The sequence below is a fragment of the Microcoleus sp. PH2017_24_DOB_U_A genome (genome assembly GCF_020738205.1).
GTDB lineage: Bacteria > Cyanobacteriota > Cyanobacteriia > Cyanobacteriales > Microcoleaceae > Microcoleus.
Map to the genome: position 1 here is coordinate 226438 of NZ_JAEQCT010000016.1, position 20062 is coordinate 246499.

Sequence of the window (20062 nt, forward strand, 5' to 3'; positions counted from 1 at the left end):
CAAAAATTTTCACCCCCAACCATCCTACGCCGCCCGTTGCCCGAAATCAATTCTGCGCGTTCCAACTAAGCTGTTGCGGTACAAAAGATTTAAGTTTTCGGGCGGGCAGGATGCCCAGCCCACAGGAGTTTCAAGCAACATGATGCTGAAAATTAGATGCACGCGAGCTTATTTGAGATAAACCAACGTCACACCTCCACCTCCTTCTTTTTGACTGGCGAGCTCGTAGCGGGAAACCTGCGGGTGAGAATCGAGGAACTCGTGAACCCCGCGCCGTAACTGTCCTGTACCTTTGCCGTGAATTATCCACAGCGCACCGTATTCGACTGCTTTGGAAAGAGCTCTGTCGATTTCGATTTCGGCATCGGAGACTCTGGCGCCCCGAAGGTCGATCGAATTATTAGCAGTGCGGATGGCAATTTCGGGATTGGGTTTTGCTGGTTCCGACGCTGCTTGTTTAGCTTTGGCGGTAGCGGCTGCTTGAGCTGCAACCTTGGCTAATTGAGCCTTAGTTTCCGGTTTTTGACCGTCGAGGGATTCAATTTCTGTTAGTTTGACGGTCATTTTCATAATCCCAAACCGCACGCTCAACTCTTCGTTAGCATCTGGCCCGCTGAGAACTTCGGCGGTTTGGCCTAAGCTGGGAATGCGGATACGATCGCCCGTTTTTGGCATAAAACCCGGTTTCGGTTTCGCCGGTTGTTTCCGAGAGGGCAGGTGTTTTTGGGAAATTTGATTTAAGGTTTCTGTCGCTATTTGGGCATTTTGAGCCGTTTGGTCGCCCGCCTGCAAGCGACGAATAATTTGAGCAATTTCTGATTTTGCCGATCCTATTGCCTCATTTACTGCCACTTCCTGAGCTATTTTTAGTTCTCGCTCCCGCTCTTGCAAAGCCGCTGCTTTTTGAGAAACTTCCTTGTGCAGTTTTTCGGTTTGGTGCAGCAGTTGAGTTGCTTCTCTGGCCTTGGTTTCCTGTCTCCGGCGCTGGGCTTCGAGTCCTGCAATCACTTGATTGACATCTTGAGATGCTCCGCCGACATAGGTTTGAGCTTCATCGACTATCGATGCTAGCAAACCGAGTCTTTTAGCAATAGTTAGGGCGTTGGAACGTCCGGGAATTCCCCACAGCAAGCGGTAGGTTGGCTGCATCGAACTGTCGTCAAATTCTACTGAGGCATTTTCAAAGCGGGCGTCTTGATATTTGAGGGCTTTGAGTTCGCCAAAGTGGGTAGTTGCGACTGTTAGCAGCGAATGTTGGGCGAGATATTGCAATAGGGCGATCGCCAATGCACTACCTTCAGATGGGTCTGTCCCCGCTCCTACTTCGTCTAACAAAACTAAAGATTTGGGAATTGGGAATTGGGAATTGGGAATTGGGAATTGGGAATTGGGAATTGGGAATTGGGAATTGGGAATTGGGAATTGGGAATTGGGAATTGGGACTTTCTCCTTCCGATTTATTATGCAAAACTTCTAAAATACGGCTGATGCGACGGATGTGACCGCTGAAAGTAGACAAACTTTGCTGCAAAGATTGTTCGTCACCAATATCGGCAAGAATATTGTCGAACCAAGGCAATTCTACGGGTTCGCGAGCGGCGACAAACATTCCGGTTTTTGCCATTACAGCAGCCAATCCCAAGGTTTTGAGGGTGACAGTTTTGCCGCCGGTGTTCGGGCCGGTGATGGCGACTACGCGGATCTGGGGGCTGATTGTTAAATCGACGGGAACGACTGCAAAGCCTTGTTCGTGTTGTTGCTGCCAAACTAATAAAGGATGGCGCAATTGACGGAGGGTAATTGGCGATCGCAAGTTGCGAATTAATACTTGGCTTTTTTCTGGTTGTTCCTCATCTAAATTTTCATCACTCGAATTTTCATCATCTAATTTTTCTGTATTTTTTGGTGCTAATTCTGGCTCTCCCAAGTCGATAAATTTCGGCGGGTTTGCTTGGAGCCAATAACCGTAGCGCGCTTTAGCCGCAGCTAAATCTATAGTTGTTACTACCACCACCAATCTATCTAAATCTGGTTTGACTGCTGCGACTTGCTCGGTGAGGGCGCGGCGGACTGCTTCTTCTTCGGCTTGTTCTTGCCGGAGCAACTGCCGCATTTGGTTGTTAAGATTGACTGTGTTGTGGGGTTCTACGTACAGTGTCGCGCCGCTGGCGGAGGAGTCGTGAACGATGCCCGGTATAGCATCTTTTTGGGGAGCTTTTACCGGAATCACAAAGCGCGAACTTCTTTGGGTAATTACCTGTTCTTGGACGGCGTTGGATTGGCGCTGTAAAATTCCTTGCAATATTTGATAAATGCGATCGCGCAACTGTCGCATTTGCACTCGAATTCCTGCTAATTTAGGAGTGGCGCGATCGGCTACTTGAGCGCGATCGTCTATACAGCGATGGATTTCTTGCTCGATTTCGGGATAAGTCCGCAGTTGCGATGCCAGTTCTTTGAGCGTCGGGACATCGGGCGCCGAGTCAATTATCCGGCGCAATTGCCTTGCTCCTGCGAGTGTAGTAGCAATCGCGAGCAATTCTTCGCCACCGAGCAAACCTTGAAGTTCGGCTCGTTGCAGGGTAGAGCCGATGTCTTGGATGCCCTCAAAACTCAAAGCACCCCCAGCGCGGCTTTCTAACTGATAAGCTTCCTGAGTTTGGGCTAGGAGTTCGGCTGTTTGAGCTTGAGTTGCTGGGATTTGGAGGTCGAGGGCGGCCGCGACGCCGAGTTTAGTAGCAGCGAAGGTAGCCAAGTGCTGACACAGGCGCGGCCATTCTAATAGTTCTAGTGTTTCGGATTGAATCAAAGTTGAGGTGGTGTTGGTGATTGGCATTCCCAGGCGCTGACCGAGAAGGTTCATTTGACGATACTATTAATTAATTTTAAAGTTTTTTATGGTTTCCGGGCGCAACTTGAGAAAGTATCTGGGATAACCGTCAGTCTATTTTCCATGTTTGGATTTGAGATTTGAGATTTATTGCACAGGTGAATCTGCGAACTTTAACGGGGTCTAAATTTGTGGGATCTCCACGACTCCTGTCGGGGGCTGGTATCTGTTTGCGGGCGGGTGACAAATTAGCAAGGCGAGAATTTGTATTTTTGGGTTCGCCGTCTCAAATTATACATTCTACTGATACCTGTTTGGCAAAACGATGCAACTGTAGGCCCGCAATCCAAATCATTATCCAGTAACTCCTGCCCAATCTAAAATCTCCAATCTAAAATCTCAAATGGTATGAGCATTTTTGCTGTTGAGGGAGCTAGCATCTACTGTTTTTTGCTGGGATTAAACTATTTTGTTTTAAATATGTCCGGGTAATTGTGGCGGTTGTATCCTAAAGAGAAAGTTGTGGAGCTGGTGTTATGGCAAAGATTCTGACGATCGCAGATAGTGTGACTTGGGAAGTCGTCCAAGAGTTACTGGAAAAGGAGGGACATCAGGTAAAAGTCGCTTCCGACGGCAAAGATGGTTTTGACATGGCGAGGGAATTATCTCCGGATGTGATAATTTGCGATGGGACTTTGCCTCAAATTCACTGGTTGGAGGTGTGCCGGCTGGTGAAAGCCGATAGAGAATTGAGTACAGGGTATTTTCTGCTGCTGACAACACCCGAGCAATTTGCCGAAGTTCAAGAATTGGACGGGCTGGTGGACGATTTTCTGTTGAAACCGATAGTGAAGCAAGAATTGTTGGGGAGGCTGCGGGCGGGATTGCGCGAGCGCGAGTTGAGGCTGGAGTTGGCACGAACTCAGCAAGAATTGCAACTGTCGCGCGATCGATCGCTGGAAAGTGAAAAAATGTCCAACTTGGGGGAATTAGTGTCTGGTATTGCCCACGAAATTAACAACCCAATTACTTTTATTTACAGCAATCTCACCCACGTCCAAAGTTACGCTACCGATTTAATTGAACTACTGCGATTGTATCAAAAACAGCTCGTCAATCCTGACGCGGAAATTATGCAAAAACAGCAAGATATGGATGTGGAATTCCTGCTCGACGACTTGTTGAAAATTGTGAGTTCCATGCGTACCGGGAGCGATCGCATCCGCCAAATAATCTTGTCGGTACAGGATTTTTCCCGCAGCGATCGCTCTGGCTGGCAGTTATTCGATATTTCCGACGGTTTAGAAAACACTTTGTTGTTGTTGCAGCACCGCTTGCCGGCCCGCGATGGCAGGCGGGATATCAAGGTGATGAAGGAATACGGAAATTTGCCGCAAGTTGAGTGTTACGCGGGTCAGCTCAATCAAGCTTTTCTGAATATTATTAATCAGGCGATCGATGCTTTAGAAGAGTCGAGTCAAGAGTTGGAAGAGTCGGAATCAGTTAAATTCAAGCCTGTGATTTTGATTAGCACTCAGGTAATCGATGCTCAGCGGATTGCTATTGAGATTGCTGATAACGGCATGGCAATCAGCGAAGAGATTGCAGCGGAAAATTCGGACAATTTTTTGATGGGGAAACCTGCGGAATACAGCAGCACCTTGGGGATTGCTGTCAGCTATCGGATAATTGTAGAGCAGCATAAAGGAGAGTTAAAGTATTTTTCGGAACCGGGTAAAGGTACTAAGTTTCGGATAGAAATCCCGCTCAGGCACAGTTAATTAATGGGAGGTTAATCTTTAGGTACGTAGTTGCGCTTCAGCGCTCTTTGTTTATATAGATAAGAGCGCTAAAGCGCAACAACGTACCTTATTTTTCGTGAGATATTGTGGCGAATCCGCCCCAAGCGATGGGTGCATCTCACCGTTGAAGAGGGCGAAGCATGACCGCATATAAGTTATTAGTTATAATCCCATATTGACTGCGGTCATGCTTCGCCCCTACAAACATATTTGCCAAAACCAGATGCACCCTTTATATTTATATAATAGTAGATTTAAATGATTTGTAAGATGCTGTTTCTCTGGATCAAGAGCCTGCTCTGCGGTTAGTTGTAAAAACTCTGATCAACCGCCAGACCCGGAAATTGAGAAACTACTTCGATATCAAATATTGGAAAATGTAAAATTTTGTATAGAAATTACCCAAATTTCCGAAATATAGACGATAGTTGATATTCAAGAGACTTCAATCGTCAACAAAAACAAGTTTAAATTAGGTAATAAAATGGTAGTAGCAGCACCTGTTCAATCCGGCAGTCAGTCGATTTTTCAAGCTCGTTATGACAACTTTATTGGCGGTAAGTGGGTAGCACCGGTGAAGGGGAAATACTCGGAAAACCTTTCTCCAATTACCGGAAAATCAATTTGTCAAATTCCCCGATCGAGCGCGGAGGATGTAGAATTGGCACTAGATGCTGCCCACGCCGCGAAAGACAAGTGGGGTAAGACTTCCCCCGCAGACAGGGCACGGGTTTTGCACAAAATTGCCGATCGCATCGAAGAAAACCTCGATCGCCTCGCCATCGCCGAAACCTGGGACAACGGTAAACCAATTCGCGAAACCAGACTAGCAGACATCCCACTGGCGATCGACCATTTCCGCTACTTCGCAAGCTGCATCCGGGCCCAAGAAGGGTCGATCGGCGAACTCGACGAAAACACCGTCGCCTACCACTTCCACGAACCCCTAGGCGTCATCGGACAAATCATCCCCTGGAACTTCCCAATCCTCATGGCTGCGTGGAAACTCGCCCCAGCCCTCGCCGCCGGAAACTGCGTTGTCCTCAAACCCGCAGGGCCAACCCCCGCATCCATCCTAGTATTGATGGAAATCATCGCCGACTTAGTACCGGATGGCGTCATCAACGTCGTCAACGGGCCCGGCGCCGAAATCGGCAAAACCCTCGCCACCAGCCCCCGGATTGCGAAAGTAGCCTTCACCGGTGAAACAACCACGGGCCGGCTGATCATGCAGTACGCCTCCCAAAACGTCATCCCCGTCACCCTAGAATTAGGCGGAAAATCGCCCAACATTTTCTTTGAGGATGTCTGCGCCCAAGATGACGATTTTCTGGACAAAGCAGTCGAAGGCTTTGTGATGTTTGCTTTCAACCAAGGCGAAGTTTGCACTTGTCCTTCGCGGGCGTTAATTCAAGAGTCAATTTACGATCGATTCATGGAAAGGGCGATCGATCGCATCCGCCAAATCAAACAAGACAACCCCCTAGATCCAACAACCGCCCTCGGCGCGCAAGTCTCCGTCAACCAGATGGAAAAAATCGCCGAATACGTCAAAATCGGGCGTGAAGAAGGCGCAGAATGCCTGATTGGCGGCGAAAGAAAAATCTTATCCGGCGACTTACAAGACGGCTATTATTTCCAGCCGACAGTCTTCAAAGGAAACAACAAAATGCGAATTTTCCAAGAAGAAATCTTCGGCCCAGTATTAGCAGTCACCACCTTCAAAGACGAAGCCCAAGCCTTAGAAATTGCCAACGATACCCTCTACGGTTTAGGCGCCGGAGTTTGGACGCGCGACATCAACACCGCCTACCGCATGGGCCGCGCCGTTCAAGCAGGCCGCGTGTGGACAAACTGCTATCATTTGTATCCAGCCCACGCAGCCTTCGGCGGCTACAAATCATCGGGTATCGGCCGCGAAAACCACAAAATGATGTTGGATCACTACCAACAAACCAAGAACTTATTAGTCAGCTACAGCCCGAAAGCATTAGGCTTCTTCTAAAAAGGTACGTAGTTGCGCTTCAGCGCTCTTAGATTATCTAAAAAAAGAGCGCCAAATCGCAACAACCAAACCAAGAACTTCTTCTAAAAAGGTACGTAGTTGCGCTTCAGCGCTCTTAGATTATCTAAAAAAAAGAGCGCCAAATCGCAACAACCAAACCAATAACTTCTTACAAAAAGGTACGTAGTTGCGCTTCAGCGCTCTTAGATTATCTAAAAAAAGAGCGCCAAATCGCAACAACCAAGAACTTCTTCTAAAAGGTACGTAGTTGCGCTAAAAAAAGAGCGCCAAATCGCAACAACCAAGAACTTCTTCTAAAAGGTACGTAGTTGCGCTTCAGCGCTCTTATCCATATACAAACAAGAGCGCTAAAGCGCAACAACGTACTTAATTACCATACAATAACTTCTCCCATGGAAACAATCCCCAAAGTCACAGCCACAGAAGCCGCCTTAAAACTAATAGAATACCTCAAAACCCAGCACGGAGAATTGATGTTTCACCAATCCGGCGGCTGCTGCGACGGTAGTTCTCCCATGTGCTATCCCAACGGGGAATTAATCGTCGGCGATGGCGATGTATTGCTGGGAAAACTAGACGGTTGTCCCTTTTATATTGCAGCACAGCAATACGAACATTGGCAGCACACGCAGTTAATCCTAGACGTAGTACAGGGGCCCGGAGGCAGCGATTTTTCCCTGGAAGGGCCGGATGGAGAGCGTTTTATTACTCGTTCTCGCTTGTTTATCAATGTTGATTAATTGTATTTTGCCTCTTGTTTGGACTAAAGAAATTTTATTTGTATTGAACCGCAGAAGGCGCAGAAAACGCAGAGATAGGACTTACGAGAGCAGTCAGAAACCGGGTTTTTTACGAATATCCTTCGCCGCAGCTACAAAATTTAGGAAAAAACCCGGTTTCTTGGGCCTTGATGCGTAAGTCCTAAGAGAAAGAGAACAGAGAGATATCTTATAGATGTTGACAATCTAGGCGTTTTTTGCTAGATGTACTTTGTCTAAGGCAAGCGCGTTTCTTTAATAAATGAGATGCCATCAAAAATACTGTTTTTAAAGGCTTGAGTGCTGCGAACTCGGTGATTTTCGCTGAGTAATGTCATTGTTTCCATAAAGGTAATAAGGACGTTATCTTCAGTTTTATTTGCCCGAAAGCATACTGTTTCCTGGCCTGCATCCCAGGCGATCGCCGAAAAATCAGAATAACTGCTAGAATACAGTTTCAGAATCCGTTCTTCAAACTCTCCTTGAAAATTAAGCTGAACGCGAGAACCGTCTGAAAATTCATAATTGTTAACTTGTTGGTAGTGACTTCCTTGAATCCAGATGGTAAAATTACCGAAAAAGCTGCGAGAAAAATGTCCGCGAGTATCGGTCTTGATGTATTCTCCTTGCCAAGTACCAATATGACGGGTAAAAATTTCAGGTACTTTCTCCAAATCTGGAGAACTTACAGGGGTTACTGTATTTTCACGAATTACAGGATTGTTACTCATTATTTCCTCTCCAGTTTTTCTCGACACCTGATTTGCTTAAGACTGACGGAAAAATCAAGTTAATTTCATCATTAAACCACCCAGAGTTTGTTGATCTGTACTGCATTTAATTAAATTGTAAATTTCAATTTCATCTCCCCCTCTCCCCCTCTCCCCCTCTCTCTTTCTTAACGACGGCCAACTTTCTGACTAATTTCTCGGCTGCTGCGTTGATATTCGTGGACAATTGGGAGTCTTTCAGTTTGGAAGTTTTCCAGGGCTTCGGGAATATTTGCACTATTTGCGAGATGTTTTGCTAAATACAAACCATCTTCCCAACCGGAAGTCATTCCTCTGGCGCGTGTGGAACTTTTGGCGTGGGCTGCATCTCCAATTAAGATAACACGACCATCGTAGATTTTCGGTAGGGGGTCAATGTCATAGGAAAAACGACAGACAATATTTTCTAAAGGCGTTGATTCTATAAGTTTTCGGGCATCTTCTGGGAGTTTTGCTAGTTCTTCGGGAGGAATGGTAATATTGGTAGGTTGCAGTTTCCCGATTTCAGATTCAGTGCGCTCTTTTTCAATAAAGAAGCCCCAATGAGTGCGACCTCCACCGATGTGAAAGAAGTTGGCATAAATTCCCCGACCCCGTACATAAACAAAAAAGTTTCCTTCGGGACAGAAGCTGTTATCTTCGACTATTCCCCGCCAGACGACATCGCCTAAATAAAATAGTTCTACGTTAGGAACTATAAATTGACGGACTTTTGAGACAATGCCATCGGCACCAATTAATAGATCGCCTTCCCATTTTGTGCCATCTTTAAAGTGGGCGATCGCGCTGTGGTCGGTTTGGGCGATCGATGCCAATTCTGCATTAAAATGAATACACTCGGGGGGTAACTCGTCAAGGATTGCTTCTAATATAGCTTTGCGGTGTACCAGCATTGCTGGGACTTCGTTTTCTTCGTAGGTGACTGGCTCGGAATTGATGACACCGCCGCGCAGGTTGCGAAACTCAAATAATTTAACTCGATCGCCCGAGTTGATGATTTTTTCGGTAATTTGAGCGTTGCCTTGATGCAGTGCTTCCATACCTGCTTGCACGATCAGAATACCACAGCCATCGGTACGCGGATAGGGTGCTTTTTCAAACAAGTCAACTTTAAACCCTTGTTGAATCAGCAAAATTGCCAGATAAGCTCCTGATGTTCCTGCGCCGATAATACCTATCCTGGTCTGGGACGGAACCATTTGTGCTGCTCCTGATTTTAAGATTGCGATCGCTCCTCAACCAATATTATTATTACATAAAATAAGATTTGGGCTAGGTCTGGATGGGCGATCCTCTTTGAGGGCTTTGCTAACGAGCTTTTGGTGATAGCGACTGGTTTCAAGCAGCAGTTAAAATCAGTATCGGAAGTGATGCAGGATTAATAATTAATATTATGTCAGATCTAACGACCATATTGGTTTGTAGTGAGGACTTTAGTCCGCATCAAAGAGAGGACTGAAGTCCTCACTACGAACCGTTACTGATTGTGGTCAATTGACCGGACATAATATAATGGGTGAGTTGAAAATTATCGCACTCACAACTTAAGGCTGGTTTAAGCTTTAGGAGTGGTAATTAAAGCCAATTCAATTTTGTCATCAGGCTTTTGAGTGACTTTTGCGTCCAAACCAGGACCAAAAAATTTAGCTATTTTTTCTTGCTTTTCTTCCCAAAGTGCGATCGGCAGCAGCGGCGAATAAAACTCTAGAATTAAAGCATAAGCACCGTCAATATCAACTTCCCGCAAGCTTTGGAGGAGGGGGCGTTCCTCGTCAGTCGGGGCCATTCCCAAGCGTTCCAGAGCGTCATCTAAGTGGGCGGGTTGGCCGTAACGAAATCGGGTGATATCTTTGCGGACTTGGTTTTGAGTATCCGTGGCCTGACTTTCTCTCAACAGGAGAACTTCAGGAGAAGTCGGTTCGGTGAACTCCACTGGCTCGAGTTCGGCTGCTTTCAGGGCCAAACCTCCCAGCAAAAGGGGAATTCCATAAAAAAAACCGGCTAGGTTGAGGGTAGCTTGGTCGGTGAAGTAGGCATAGAACCCGACTACTGCTAAAATACCGCCCACCACTAAGGCTAGGCTTGCTAAAGAAATTTTACGTAACATATTAGTGAGGTAAGTAGCTGGAATCAACAATATACTTTAATTATTATCGGGCAAGAAGTCTGGAATAAATTTAGTTTTTTTGCCAAAATACCGGTCAAAACTGCTAGCATCTATGAGAGCGGGTTCTCTGTGCATCCACAATCTTGTCTCTAGCTTCAAAAAAATATCCCGCTTTCCCTCGCCGCGGCGCCACCGATAAATATCCGGTTAATTGGACGCCGTTGGTTCCAGAAGGTAATCGAGATCGGCAGTATCATCAAAGTATAGAGAGCGGCGATCGCGATCGACGCTCTTGCCCTTTCAACCAATTTTAGGACGTCAGGAACTCAGGGAATCAACGCCACTGAGCTTGTAAGAAATTACAAGCTGTTCTGACCAGACCCCTCGGAAGAGGAGACGTTATTTAGGTCACGACACCGGAGAATGCGACGCCAGTTTTCCGCTCTGTCATCTGCAATTAAACAGTTTTAAAGTCACTGAAACAGTGTTGCAGGTCTAACAAGCGAGAAAGGATACAACTGTATCGACCTTGGAGGGGCAACCATACCCCTCTAACCCCGAAAGGGGATTCAAGGCGGTTGAAACCGCGCCCGTCGTTTTCCTCTCAGGTCTAAAGACTTGCTCGTTTCCCACTTACCGAATATTTTTTATGATTAAAGACGAAGACAAACAGACTGCGGTCGCCAACAAGTCTGTTCTAGACCAGATTAACTCGCTCAAACGCGAAGATGAAAGGCTTTATAATATTTTAGCGATCGATGTCTGGGCCCTAGCCAAGACAATGGATGAATATCAACCTGGATTTTGGGCTGCTTTCATGAAAAACCGCGAGAAGGCCTTGAAGCGATTTTTAGCTGAAATGATGAAAAACAAACCCGCAGATAGCAAACGTCCGCCTTTCCTGCGCTAAAGTTTTGATGTACAATCAAACTATAACACAGACTCAAAAAAACCAGATCGCGCTCATCACTTCTATATAAAAATAGTAAAGGATTGGCGCCGAAAGGCACGTCGGTGAATTAAGAATTCTCGTCTGTTCGCAGGGGGGAAAGTCAAATATTTTTGTTAATACTAGCCAAGGCAAAAAACAATGGATGTACAGACAATCAAAGAGCGCGTAGCAGAAATCGAAGTCAAGCGGGAATCCCTCGTGCGGCTGTTAGATCGATCGGACTTGGGAGCTCTGAGAATTGATGTCAGTCAGGCGATCGAGGAAATTGATGATTTGTTAGAAGAATTTAAGCGCACTTTTGACAGTTGACAGTTGGCAGTTGACAGTTGGCAGTTGGCAGTTGTTAGTATTTGTAGGGTGTGTCGCTATCGATAGTATCCAAAAAAGATGAAAAATCGAGCGGGCGACGCACCAGCGACAATAATATTTGAGAAAACAACCTCAACCTCAATCGTTGTAGCAGCAATGATTTGTTGAATTGCTATTACTTATCGCGCCTTTGATTTGCATATTTCGGTGGGTTAAAAACTTTGTGGGGTGGGCATCTTGCCCGCCCTAAAAGTTAAAATTAAATGCAGTACAGCTTAATAACTAACAATAACTGACCACGACTAACTGCAAAATTTGACCGCTGTCAACTGTCAACTATCAACTATCAACTGACTAATTCATCGCCATATCCATCAAAATCTGCTGAGAGTTAACCTCCGGGTTATTAGCAGGTGGCCGCCGCTGAGAATAGTGTCCCCCAGGCTGCAAATCCCAAGCTTGACGGTTGTCCGCCAGCATCACACCGAGAATTTCTTGCAATTCCATTACTATAGTCGGATCTTCGACTTGGACGATCGCCTCAACCCGCCTGCTAAGATTGCGCTGCATCCAGTCAGCAGAACCAATATACACCTCTTCGCTGCCACGGTTGAAAAAATAAAACATCCGCGAATGCTCTAAAAAGCGGCCGATAATACTGATAACTCTGATATTGTCGCTAACACCCTCAACGCCCGGACGCAAACAGCAAATCCCGCGAATAATCAAATCAATTTTAACTCCCGCTTGCGAAGCTTCGTACAAAGCAACAATAATTTGAGGGTCAACTAAAGCATTCATTTTAGCGACAATCCGGCCGCAGCTACGAGTGCCGCTTTCCGCATTCAAGCGGCATTCGTCGGCCTCGCGGCGGATTAATGCTAAAAAACGATCGCGCATATTGACAGGCGCCACCAACAATTTACGATAAGATAGCTGTCGCGAATAACCGGTTAAATAATTAAACAAGTCTGTCAAATCCGCACCCAAATCCTCGCGACAACTCAACAAACCGACATCCGTATACAGTCCGGCTGTTTTGGGATTGTAATTTCCCGTGCCGATGTGGACGTAGCGGCGAATACATTTGTCCTCGCGGCGCACTACCATCACAACCTTAGTGTGGGTTTTGAGTCCCACCAAACCGTAAACGACGTGGACTCCTGCTTGTTCTAACTTGCGCGCCCAATTAATGTTATTTTCTTCATCAAACCGGGCTTTGAGCTCTACTAAAACAGCTACTTGCTTGCCGTTTTCCGCTGCTTGAATTAAGGCGCTGACGATCGGCGAATCACCAGAAGTGCGGTATAAAGTCATCTTAATCGCTAACACCGAGCGATCGTTCGCCGCCTCAGTAATAAACCGCTGGACAGTCGCTGCAAACGAGTGATAGGGATGGTGTAGCATGATATCCCCTCGACGGATGACCGTAAAAATATCCTCACCATCCTCAACATCCAACATCGATTTGCCTAAAATCATTGGCGATTCCGAATTCCGCAAGCGCGGCGGCACCACCGGAGTCCAAGGCGGGTCTTTGAGTTCCGGCACAGGCAGCCCCACAAAAGACATCAAATCCTTGAGGCCTAACAGCCCCTCCACCGCGTAAACATCCTGCTCGCCGAGATCCAACTCATCCATCAGCATATCTCGCAGCGCAAGCGGCATAATCGCTGGAATTTCCATCCGTACCGCAGAACCTGTAAACCGGCGCTTGCGGAGTTCCTGTTCAATCGCCAGCAGTAAATCATCTGCCTCATCTTCCTCGACAGTCAAATCGGAATTGCGAGTAATCCGAAATGGGTGATATTCCTGAATATCCATCCCCGGAAACAAAGCCTCTAAATTGTGGGCGATTACCTGTTCTAAAGGTACGCCCGTCCACACAGGAGTTTTGCCCCTTTGCTGCCACTGCAAATGGGCCGGTAAGGGCAAAAATCTCGGCAAAACCTGCGGTACTTTAACCCGCGCAAACAATTCCTCGCGGGTGTCGGGATCTCTGACAACTACTGCTAAATTGAGGCTGAGATTGGAGAGGAATGGGAATGGGTGGCTGGGGTCAACTGCTAGGGGAGTGAGTACGGGAAATACTTGTTCTTTGAAGTAACGGTGCAAGTAATTTCGTTGTTCTTGATTGAGGTCAATGTAGTCGAGAATGTGGATGCCGCTTGCTGCTAATTTGGGCCGCAGAGTTTGGTCAAAATAGGCGTGTTGCTGAGTTACCATCGGCAAAAGCCGCTTGTTGATGGCATCTAGCTGTTGTTGGGGCGTGCTACCATCGGAGGTTAATTTGGTGACTTTTGCTTCTACTTGCTGTCTGAGGGCCGCCACTCGCACCATGAAGTATTCGTCTAGGTTTGAGCTAAAAATAGCGAGAAATTTGAGTCTTTCGAGGAGGGGCGTGCGGGGGTCTAGGGCTTCGTGGAGCACGCGGTTGTTGAATTCTAGCCAGCTTTGTTCTCTGTTGAAGTAGTATTGAGGGTCGCTGAGGTTGATTTCGGTGTAGGTTTTGACTGGGGTCTTTTTTGGCTTGGACATGGTTTGCGGGGGTCTTGCGGGGAGGCTCGATCGTATCTTTACCATTAGTATTGCAGTAGTATTGGGGTAGCGGCGCAGTAGCGGGCGATTGAAATCGCGTCTAGACAGACAAAACCCGAACGAGCGAGGGGTTGGAGAGGAAGAGCGATCGAGCTTTATGATTTATGTTGTGTACGATCGCACATTTTGTATTTCTTGTTTGTTGCCGAAGCCAGATCCCCCTAAATCCCCCTTAAGAAGGGGGACTTTGATCGGATTCTTGTCCCCCCCTTATTAAGGGGGGCTAGGGGGGATCTGGCCTCGGCGACAAGCAGCAGTCTCTGAATACATCCGCCCCAACATCACGAACCAATCCCCCCAATCCAACTCTGCACGGCATTCAACAAATCATCTCCATCCACCGCAAAACCTGTTAGCGGCAATTCCAGCGGTGTATCGGTAATCCAGGCGATATGAATTCCCATGTGAGTGTCGGCGAGTTTGCGGGTGAAAGACGAAAGCGCATCTTCGCAGGGACAGGAGTGCAAAATTAAGGCGATGTGCTGTTTTTGCAGCCGATTTTTGAGTTGGGGAATTAATCGCTTGAATTCGGGGGCGTTGCGAATGGCGGGGATGTCTGTATCTGCGGGGAAGATTGTTTGATATAGTTGGGTACAGAGCTCTTGGGCGATCGCGCTTATATCTGTTTCGCCTTCTAACGCGCGAATGTTGAGGGGAACGGGGAAGGTTTTATCGGTGGATTGGAGTTGTTTGAGGAGTGTGGGGATATCTGTATTTTGTCGGTGGTTGCGATCGGGTGTTGGGGAATTGGTGGGTTGGGTGTGCCATGCTTGATAAAATTCTGGGTAAGTCATATTTTGGGCACAGGCCCAGATAATTGGGTAGCGATCTTTATAGCGATTAAAATCGTTTTCGTAGACTTCGGAATTTAGACAATCTTTCAAACCTGAGAGTGCGAGGACGAAGTGTTTACCTTTGATAATTTCCCCTAAGATATCTGCCGCTTGCCACCGGGCAATGTTATCATTTGAATTTCTGATTAAATCGACTAAAGTGGCGATCGCAACTACGTTATCTTTGCATATTTTCCCTAAGCTTACGGCCGCTCTCCTCTGGGTATTTTTATCCTGAAAAGTACCGATTAAATCGACTAAAGCTGAGATCGCAACTGAGTTATCTTTGTCGATTTTTCCTAAGCTATTTATGGCACTCCTCCAGGTATTATCATCCTCAGAAGTACCAATCAACTCCACTAAACCGGACATAGCAACTGGGTTCGATCCACCTATTTCTGCTAACTCTTTTACTACTTCTATCTGGGTATCTTTATCAATCTGAGAAGTACACATTAACTCCACTAAATGGTAAATCGCGCATTGCCCCCGATCCGTCTCTTTCAGTATGTCCCTTGAACCCTCTGCAATTGGATCAGAATATGTTTGCCACTCTTTCTTCTCCTCATTAAAATAACCAAATCCCCACTTAATAACCTGCGACACAATCTCATCAGCAAAACTACAATCCTTAAACTCAGCAATCCCCGCAGCCGCTAGAAAATACGCACGATAATTATAAAAATCACCACACCCATCCTCAAACTCAACCAACCTATTAATAAACCCTTCCTTCTTCTCCTTCCCTACCTCCTCACGCCCCAACCACAACAAAATAACCTCCTTCCACTGCTTCTCAAAAATCCGGTACACCCCAGTAGGGGCGGTGCCCCCGTGCCCGCCCTCTGGGGGAATATGATTCAAGAAAAAGTGCCAATCCTCAACCGCCAACGCCGCAAAATATTCCTGAAACGTCGGATGGTAAAAAGCATAAATCCCTTCCAGCGTCTCCCCATCCCTCGCCACTAAATTCAGCCAACCCAAACGACAAGCTAACTCAAACTGCGATGCACCCATCACCCGATATCCCACACTTTCTCGCAACTGAAACCGCGACGTTTCATTTAACATCCCTGAAAGTGCCAATTTCCCCAAAGCCGCATTCAAATCCTGCTGCTGAATCCAATTCAATTGCGGTTTTTTCCACTGATATAAAGTAGTCACAAACCGCTGATAAAGCTTAGCCTTAGTATCTGGCAAATCCCCATCCAAGGATTGCCAAGTGCCACACAATAACGAACATCTCAGGGGATTTTTTACTAAATCTCGAATTCGCTCTTTTCCTGATGCTGCTAATGCTTCGCGTAGCTGTTGAGAAAGCACCCCCCCAGCCCCCCTTGCTAAGGAGGGAGTTAGAGTTTCTTCTGTATTTTGGGCTGGGAAAGAAAGGGGAAGAGCCCCCCCAGCCCCCCTTAAGAAGGGGGGAGTTAGAGTGTCGCCTTCTCCTGTCGCCTGCGTTGAGAAACCGGGAGTAAGAGAGTCCCCTTCTTCTCTTGTCTCCCCCCTTACCAAGGGGGGGTTAGGGGGGGTTCCAAACTGGGGGTTAAGGGGGGTTCCAAACCACTTATCAATAAACATTTCCACCTGTTCGGGATAGGAAAACTCCAGAGTGCGATAAGTATCAAAACTATCCAACGCAGAGCCGATCGCATCCCAGACATTCTGCCGACAACTTAGCACAATCCGCGCCCTTTGAATACAGCCACCCGTCCTAATTTGCCGCTCAATTTCCGCCAAAGGATTCCCATCACCCACCGCCATCTCATCCGCCCCATCCAACACCAACCAAACGCGATCGGCATTAAACTGTGCTAAAAAATCATCCTTAATATCCGCCGTCGCCTCAGCCTTCCCAATTCTCTTAATTGCCGCCACCAACCAATTATCAAATAAATAGGTTTCTAATTCCTTCCCCTGCAAATCCGCCAAGGATACCCAAATTACCATAGCCTCCGAAATGCCCGTCGCTACCCAATTCGCAATCTGCCGCAACAGCGTTGTTTTCCCCGCCCCCGGTTCCCCAATAATTCCTAATCGCTTCCCATTGCTTTTCGGGCTAATTCCTTGCTGGATCACTTGTTCGAGAAACTCGCTATGTTCAAATGTTTGAGTAACTTCTTTTTCCCGGTACAAATCTGAACCTTTTTCAGCCCCAAGATTCTCGCGCTGCTGAGTCACTTTGTGCCGTTCCACCAATCCCAGCGGTACATAAACATCATCAATTTGATGGTTGCCAAAAGTTAGCTGATTGCTACTGAGTCGCTGCTGTTCTTTCTCGTCTAATATCTGCTGACAAATATCCCGCCAGTCAATCGGTTGGTAAACAATCCGGCTCTTTTCCACAATCTCCTCAAGCCAAGCATACATCTCTTGGGTTCTGCTATCAATCCGCGTTAAACTCTGCCCGGTAAAAATCTGAAAAACCTTGTCATTTTCCTTGATTTCCTGAGCAAAGTATGCAGATACTAAGGCAAACAATTCTTGCTCTAATTTTGTCTTGTAGGGTGCGACATCGCAATTTTCCAGGGCAAGTTCCAGCAGTTTTTGGTTGACTTCTGCTACCCGATTCTGCTTTAACTCATCTGTCGCAGTCAGCAGCAATTCTATTTCATCTAAACCCTCAATCGGAATCCCAGACGGGACTGTTTCTTTATCGACTTTTTCCAATTCAGATTTTAACTGCTTAATCTTCTTATCGAGCCATTCTAAATCTGGACGGTGTTGAGGTAAGTAAATAACGATTCCTTTAGAAGCCCTGCGAGATGGCTCAACCAATTCTTTATGACATTCTGAGGCGATTTGTTGTTGAGCTTTCAAGAAAGAACGTTTCAGCGCTTTTTCTAAATCGTGATTGACTATTTTCCCGTTTCGTGATACTTTTTTGATTCCGGTCAAACAAAGGTGCTTTGCTGCATCATTAACTTGAGTCCCCAATATGGCTTGCCACACGACTGTGAAAAGTCCTCCCAATAACGCAGCATCTAGCATTTGACAGTTTCTCCTAATTTCAGGCTCTAGGGGGTTAGTTTGATTGTAGGCGATCGACTTTATTTGCGATCGCACGAGTGGACAGGTGCGTCGCCCGCTCGATTTTTGATGTTTGGCTAAGGATTTTTTGTGGCGACACCGCTCGATTTTTGATGTTTGGCTAAGGATTTTTTGTGGCGACACACCCGAATACATGATTGTAGGCGATCGACTTTATTTGCGATCGATAGCTTCAGGAATTTGTCTGCTTAACAGTCACCGTCAGTTGAAAACCGAGTGGTAACTGCTCAAAAACCGCTGAAAAAATACAAAAACCGCTGGTAAATCAGTGAATAGGAAGGCTGGAACCACCTAAAATCGTTGGCTATCGTTCAGATTCTCGAAAATCACCAGCGGTTATTGAGTAGTTATATATAAACTCTAATTAAATGTTTTGTATGTAGTCAATAATTCTTCTCCAATATACTAGATTGTGTTAACATAAAGTTTAGATGCGTTCGCCCTGAGTCTAACCCAACGCTCAGTAAATCCACCTGCTAATTCAACGTCAAGTATGGATAGCTAAAAAACTTACTGTATATATATCTTCTTCCTTCTTCCTAATGACGGCAGAACTGATGGGTAATCGGTAATCAATGATGGGTAATCGGGAATTCTATCCGTTACATCCGTTACATCCGTTACATCCGCTGCCGAACTTCCTTCTTCCTTCTTCTTACAATGCCCAATTTTAGATACTCGTCGCTGATAAACGCCACCGTTGAAACAGTCTGGAACTTTTACGAAAGGCCGGATATTCTGCAACTGTTGACTCCGCCTTGGCAACCGGTGAAAATCATCCGCCGCGAAGGGGGACTCGATGTGGGGGCTGTGTCAGAATTTCGGCTGTTATTGGGGCCGATTCCAGTAAAATGGGTGGCGACTCATACTGAATGCGAACAATATCGCTTGTTTGTTGACGAACAAACTGAGGGGCCGATGGCACGTTGGACTCACCGACACGAGTTTACTACAGAAAATGGTCAGACCCGATTGACGGATGCGATCGCATTTTCGATACCGGGCGGCCCGATTGTCGATTTGCTGTTAGGTTGGTGGGTAGAAATACGGTTAACTGATATGTTTCGCTACCGCCACGAAGTCACTAAGCGAGAGTGCGAAAAAAATGCAAATAATGGCTGAAAATTTTCATGCAGATTTAGTATAATTCATAAACTTGGAAGCTGCTGCTTCGACAAAAGCCCGAAAAAGTTCGCAGTTTGGGAGACTTTTTGGCGACATTTCTGGATGCCACTGAACTGCTACCATCCAAGGGTGATATTTGTATTCGATTGCTTCTATTAAACCGTCGGGTGCTCGTGCTACAATTTGCCAGCCGGGAATCATTGTTTGTACGGCTTGATGGTGCCAGGAAACGACGTTTGTAGAGGTAGTTCCCATGATTTTTGCTAGCCGGCTGTCGGGGTCTATTTTAATGATATGCTCGATCGCACGAATCGGGTTTTCTTGTCGGTGATTCACCTCCTCTCCGTAAGCATCCGGTACGTGCACGACCAAATTCCCCCCGCTGGCTACATTCAGGACTTGCATTCCGCGACAAATCCCCAACACGGGTATGTCAGCCCTCAAAGCTAGCTTAGCTAAGCTTAACTCAAAATTGTCGCGTTCTGCGTTAACCGAGTAAACCGTGCGATCGACAAAACCGCCATAAAGTTCTGGATTGATATCTCCACCACCTGAAAAAATCAAACCATCTACGGCATCAAAAATACTAGCCGGATCTAATTGATTGGGAGGCAGTAAAATTGGAATACCACCTGCTGCCTGCACTGCATCAATATATGCTCCGTTGAGGCAATATTCGCCTGCTTGACTGCGACAGTAAGTTGTGATACCAACGATGGGATGTTTTTTCATTTTTTAGAGAGTGGGAGATAATTATTTACATTAGTTCTAGGATATTCTAGTATTATCAATAAGTTTTTCTTGCACGGGCTAGAAGCCCATGCCACCAGAAAATTTACTGATTGTGGAACAGGCATCTTGCCTGTTTTTTGCACGGGCTAGAAGCCCATGCCACCAGAAAATT

At 46.4% G+C, this 20062-nt stretch carries 12 protein-coding genes and 1 pseudogene; 6 read left to right on the forward strand and 7 right to left on the reverse strand.

What is annotated here, in order from left to right; translation table 11 throughout:
- Positions 1-168: 168 nt before the first annotated feature.
- Positions 169-2809: pseudogene (locus JGK07_RS01730) on the reverse strand (endonuclease MutS2).
- A 557-nt stretch (positions 2810-3366) separates the two neighbouring features.
- Here JGK07_RS01730 and JGK07_RS01735 point away from each other — a divergent pair.
- From JGK07_RS01735 to JGK07_RS01745, 3 genes are all read left to right on the forward strand, one after another.
- Positions 3367-4611 carry a response regulator gene (locus JGK07_RS01735; RefSeq protein ID WP_293189745.1) on the forward strand — a complete coding sequence of 415 codons (1245 nt, stop codon included), beginning with the start codon at positions 3367-3369 and terminating at the stop codon, positions 4609-4611.
- 505 nt (positions 4612-5116) lie between these two features.
- The gene (locus JGK07_RS01740; protein WP_293174496.1) at positions 5117-6637 is read left to right on the forward strand and encodes an aldehyde dehydrogenase family protein; all 1521 of its coding nucleotides are present in this window, start codon (positions 5117-5119) and stop codon (positions 6635-6637) included.
- A gap of 413 nt (positions 6638-7050) precedes the next feature.
- Positions 7051-7398, forward strand: a complete 348-nt coding sequence (locus JGK07_RS01745; protein WP_293174493.1) for a DUF779 domain-containing protein — start codon at positions 7051-7053, stop codon at positions 7396-7398.
- 254 nt (positions 7399-7652) lie between these two features.
- Here the strand turns inward: JGK07_RS01745 and JGK07_RS01750 are convergent, their stop codons facing one another.
- The 3 genes from JGK07_RS01750 to JGK07_RS01760 all read right to left on the reverse strand — a co-directional run bounded on the left by JGK07_RS01750 (position 7653) and on the right by JGK07_RS01760 (position 10293).
- The gene (locus JGK07_RS01750; RefSeq protein WP_293174490.1) at positions 7653-8147 is read right to left on the reverse strand and encodes a hypothetical protein; all 495 of its coding nucleotides are present in this window, start codon (positions 8145-8147) and stop codon (positions 7653-7655) included.
- A gap of 167 nt (positions 8148-8314) precedes the next feature.
- Positions 8315-9385 carry an FAD-dependent monooxygenase gene (locus JGK07_RS01755; RefSeq protein WP_293174487.1) on the reverse strand — a complete coding sequence of 357 codons (1071 nt, stop codon included), beginning with the start codon at positions 9383-9385 and terminating at the stop codon, positions 8315-8317.
- A 356-nt stretch (positions 9386-9741) separates the two neighbouring features.
- Positions 9742-10293: a DUF2854 domain-containing protein gene (locus JGK07_RS01760; RefSeq protein WP_293174484.1), complete on the reverse strand. Its 552-nt coding sequence runs from the start codon at positions 10291-10293 to the stop codon at positions 9742-9744.
- A gap of 649 nt (positions 10294-10942) precedes the next feature.
- On the opposite strand from JGK07_RS01760, the gene JGK07_RS01765 reads away from it, so the two are divergent.
- Both JGK07_RS01765 and JGK07_RS01770 read left to right on the forward strand, forming a co-directional pair.
- A complete protein-coding gene (locus tag JGK07_RS01765; RefSeq protein ID WP_293174481.1) occupies positions 10943-11203 on the forward strand; it encodes a hypothetical protein in 261 nt (86 codons plus the stop codon).
- Between the two features lie 180 nt (positions 11204-11383).
- On the forward strand, positions 11384-11554 hold the full coding sequence (locus JGK07_RS01770; protein WP_293149374.1) for a hypothetical protein: 171 nt from the start codon (positions 11384-11386) through the stop codon (positions 11552-11554).
- A gap of 354 nt (positions 11555-11908) precedes the next feature.
- On the opposite strand, the gene ppk1 is transcribed toward JGK07_RS01770, so the two are convergent.
- Together ppk1 and JGK07_RS01780 are read right to left on the reverse strand one after the other, a co-directional pair.
- The gene (ppk1, locus tag JGK07_RS01775; RefSeq protein ID WP_293174478.1) at positions 11909-14092 is read right to left on the reverse strand and encodes a polyphosphate kinase 1; all 2184 of its coding nucleotides are present in this window, start codon (positions 14090-14092) and stop codon (positions 11909-11911) included.
- Between the two features lie 341 nt (positions 14093-14433).
- The gene (locus JGK07_RS01780) at positions 14434-18168 is read right to left on the reverse strand and encodes a HEAT repeat domain-containing protein (protein WP_293290678.1); all 3735 of its coding nucleotides are present in this window, start codon (positions 18166-18168) and stop codon (positions 14434-14436) included.
- A 525-nt stretch (positions 18169-18693) separates the two neighbouring features.
- On the opposite strand from JGK07_RS01780, the gene JGK07_RS01785 reads away from it, so the two are divergent.
- Positions 18694-19155 carry an SRPBCC family protein gene (locus tag JGK07_RS01785; protein WP_293223519.1) on the forward strand — a complete coding sequence of 154 codons (462 nt, stop codon included), beginning with the start codon at positions 18694-18696 and terminating at the stop codon, positions 19153-19155.
- Between the two features lie 6 nt (positions 19156-19161).
- Here JGK07_RS01785 and JGK07_RS01790 read toward each other — a convergent pair whose 3' ends face one another.
- Positions 19162-19890, reverse strand: coding sequence for a gamma-glutamyl-gamma-aminobutyrate hydrolase family protein (locus tag JGK07_RS01790; protein WP_293195652.1), 729 nt, complete (start codon positions 19888-19890; stop codon positions 19162-19164).
- Between the last annotated feature and the right edge of the window lie 172 nt (positions 19891-20062).

Excerpts from the sequence above, each read along its gene's own strand:
- JGK07_RS01735 (WP_293189745.1), top strand. The coding sequence starts at position 3,367 with ATGGCAAAGATTCTGACGATCGCAGATAGTGTGACTTGGGAAGTCGTC.
- JGK07_RS01740 (WP_293174496.1), top strand. The coding sequence starts at position 5,117 with ATGGTAGTAGCAGCACCTGTTCAATCCGGCAGTCAGTCGATTTTTCAA.
- JGK07_RS01745 (WP_293174493.1), top strand. The coding sequence starts at position 7,051 with ATGGAAACAATCCCCAAAGTCACAGCCACAGAAGCCGCCTTAAAACTA.
- JGK07_RS01750 (WP_293174490.1), bottom strand. The coding sequence starts at position 8,147 with ATGAGTAACAATCCTGTAATTCGTGAAAATACAGTAACCCCTGTAAGT.
- JGK07_RS01755 (WP_293174487.1), bottom strand. The coding sequence starts at position 9,385 with ATGGTTCCGTCCCAGACCAGGATAGGTATTATCGGCGCAGGAACATCA.
- JGK07_RS01760 (WP_293174484.1), bottom strand. The coding sequence starts at position 10,293 with ATGTTACGTAAAATTTCTTTAGCAAGCCTAGCCTTAGTGGTGGGCGGT.
- JGK07_RS01765 (WP_293174481.1), top strand. The coding sequence starts at position 10,943 with ATGATTAAAGACGAAGACAAACAGACTGCGGTCGCCAACAAGTCTGTT.
- JGK07_RS01770 (WP_293149374.1), top strand. The coding sequence starts at position 11,384 with ATGGATGTACAGACAATCAAAGAGCGCGTAGCAGAAATCGAAGTCAAG.
- ppk1 (WP_293174478.1), bottom strand. The coding sequence starts at position 14,092 with ATGTCCAAGCCAAAAAAGACCCCAGTCAAAACCTACACCGAAATCAAC.
- JGK07_RS01780 (WP_293290678.1), bottom strand. The coding sequence starts at position 18,168 with ATGTATTCGGGTGTGTCGCCACAAAAAATCCTTAGCCAAACATCAAAA.
- JGK07_RS01785 (WP_293223519.1), top strand. The coding sequence starts at position 18,694 with ATGCCCAATTTTAGATACTCGTCGCTGATAAACGCCACCGTTGAAACA.
- JGK07_RS01790 (WP_293195652.1), bottom strand. The coding sequence starts at position 19,890 with ATGAAAAAACATCCCATCGTTGGTATCACAACTTACTGTCGCAGTCAA.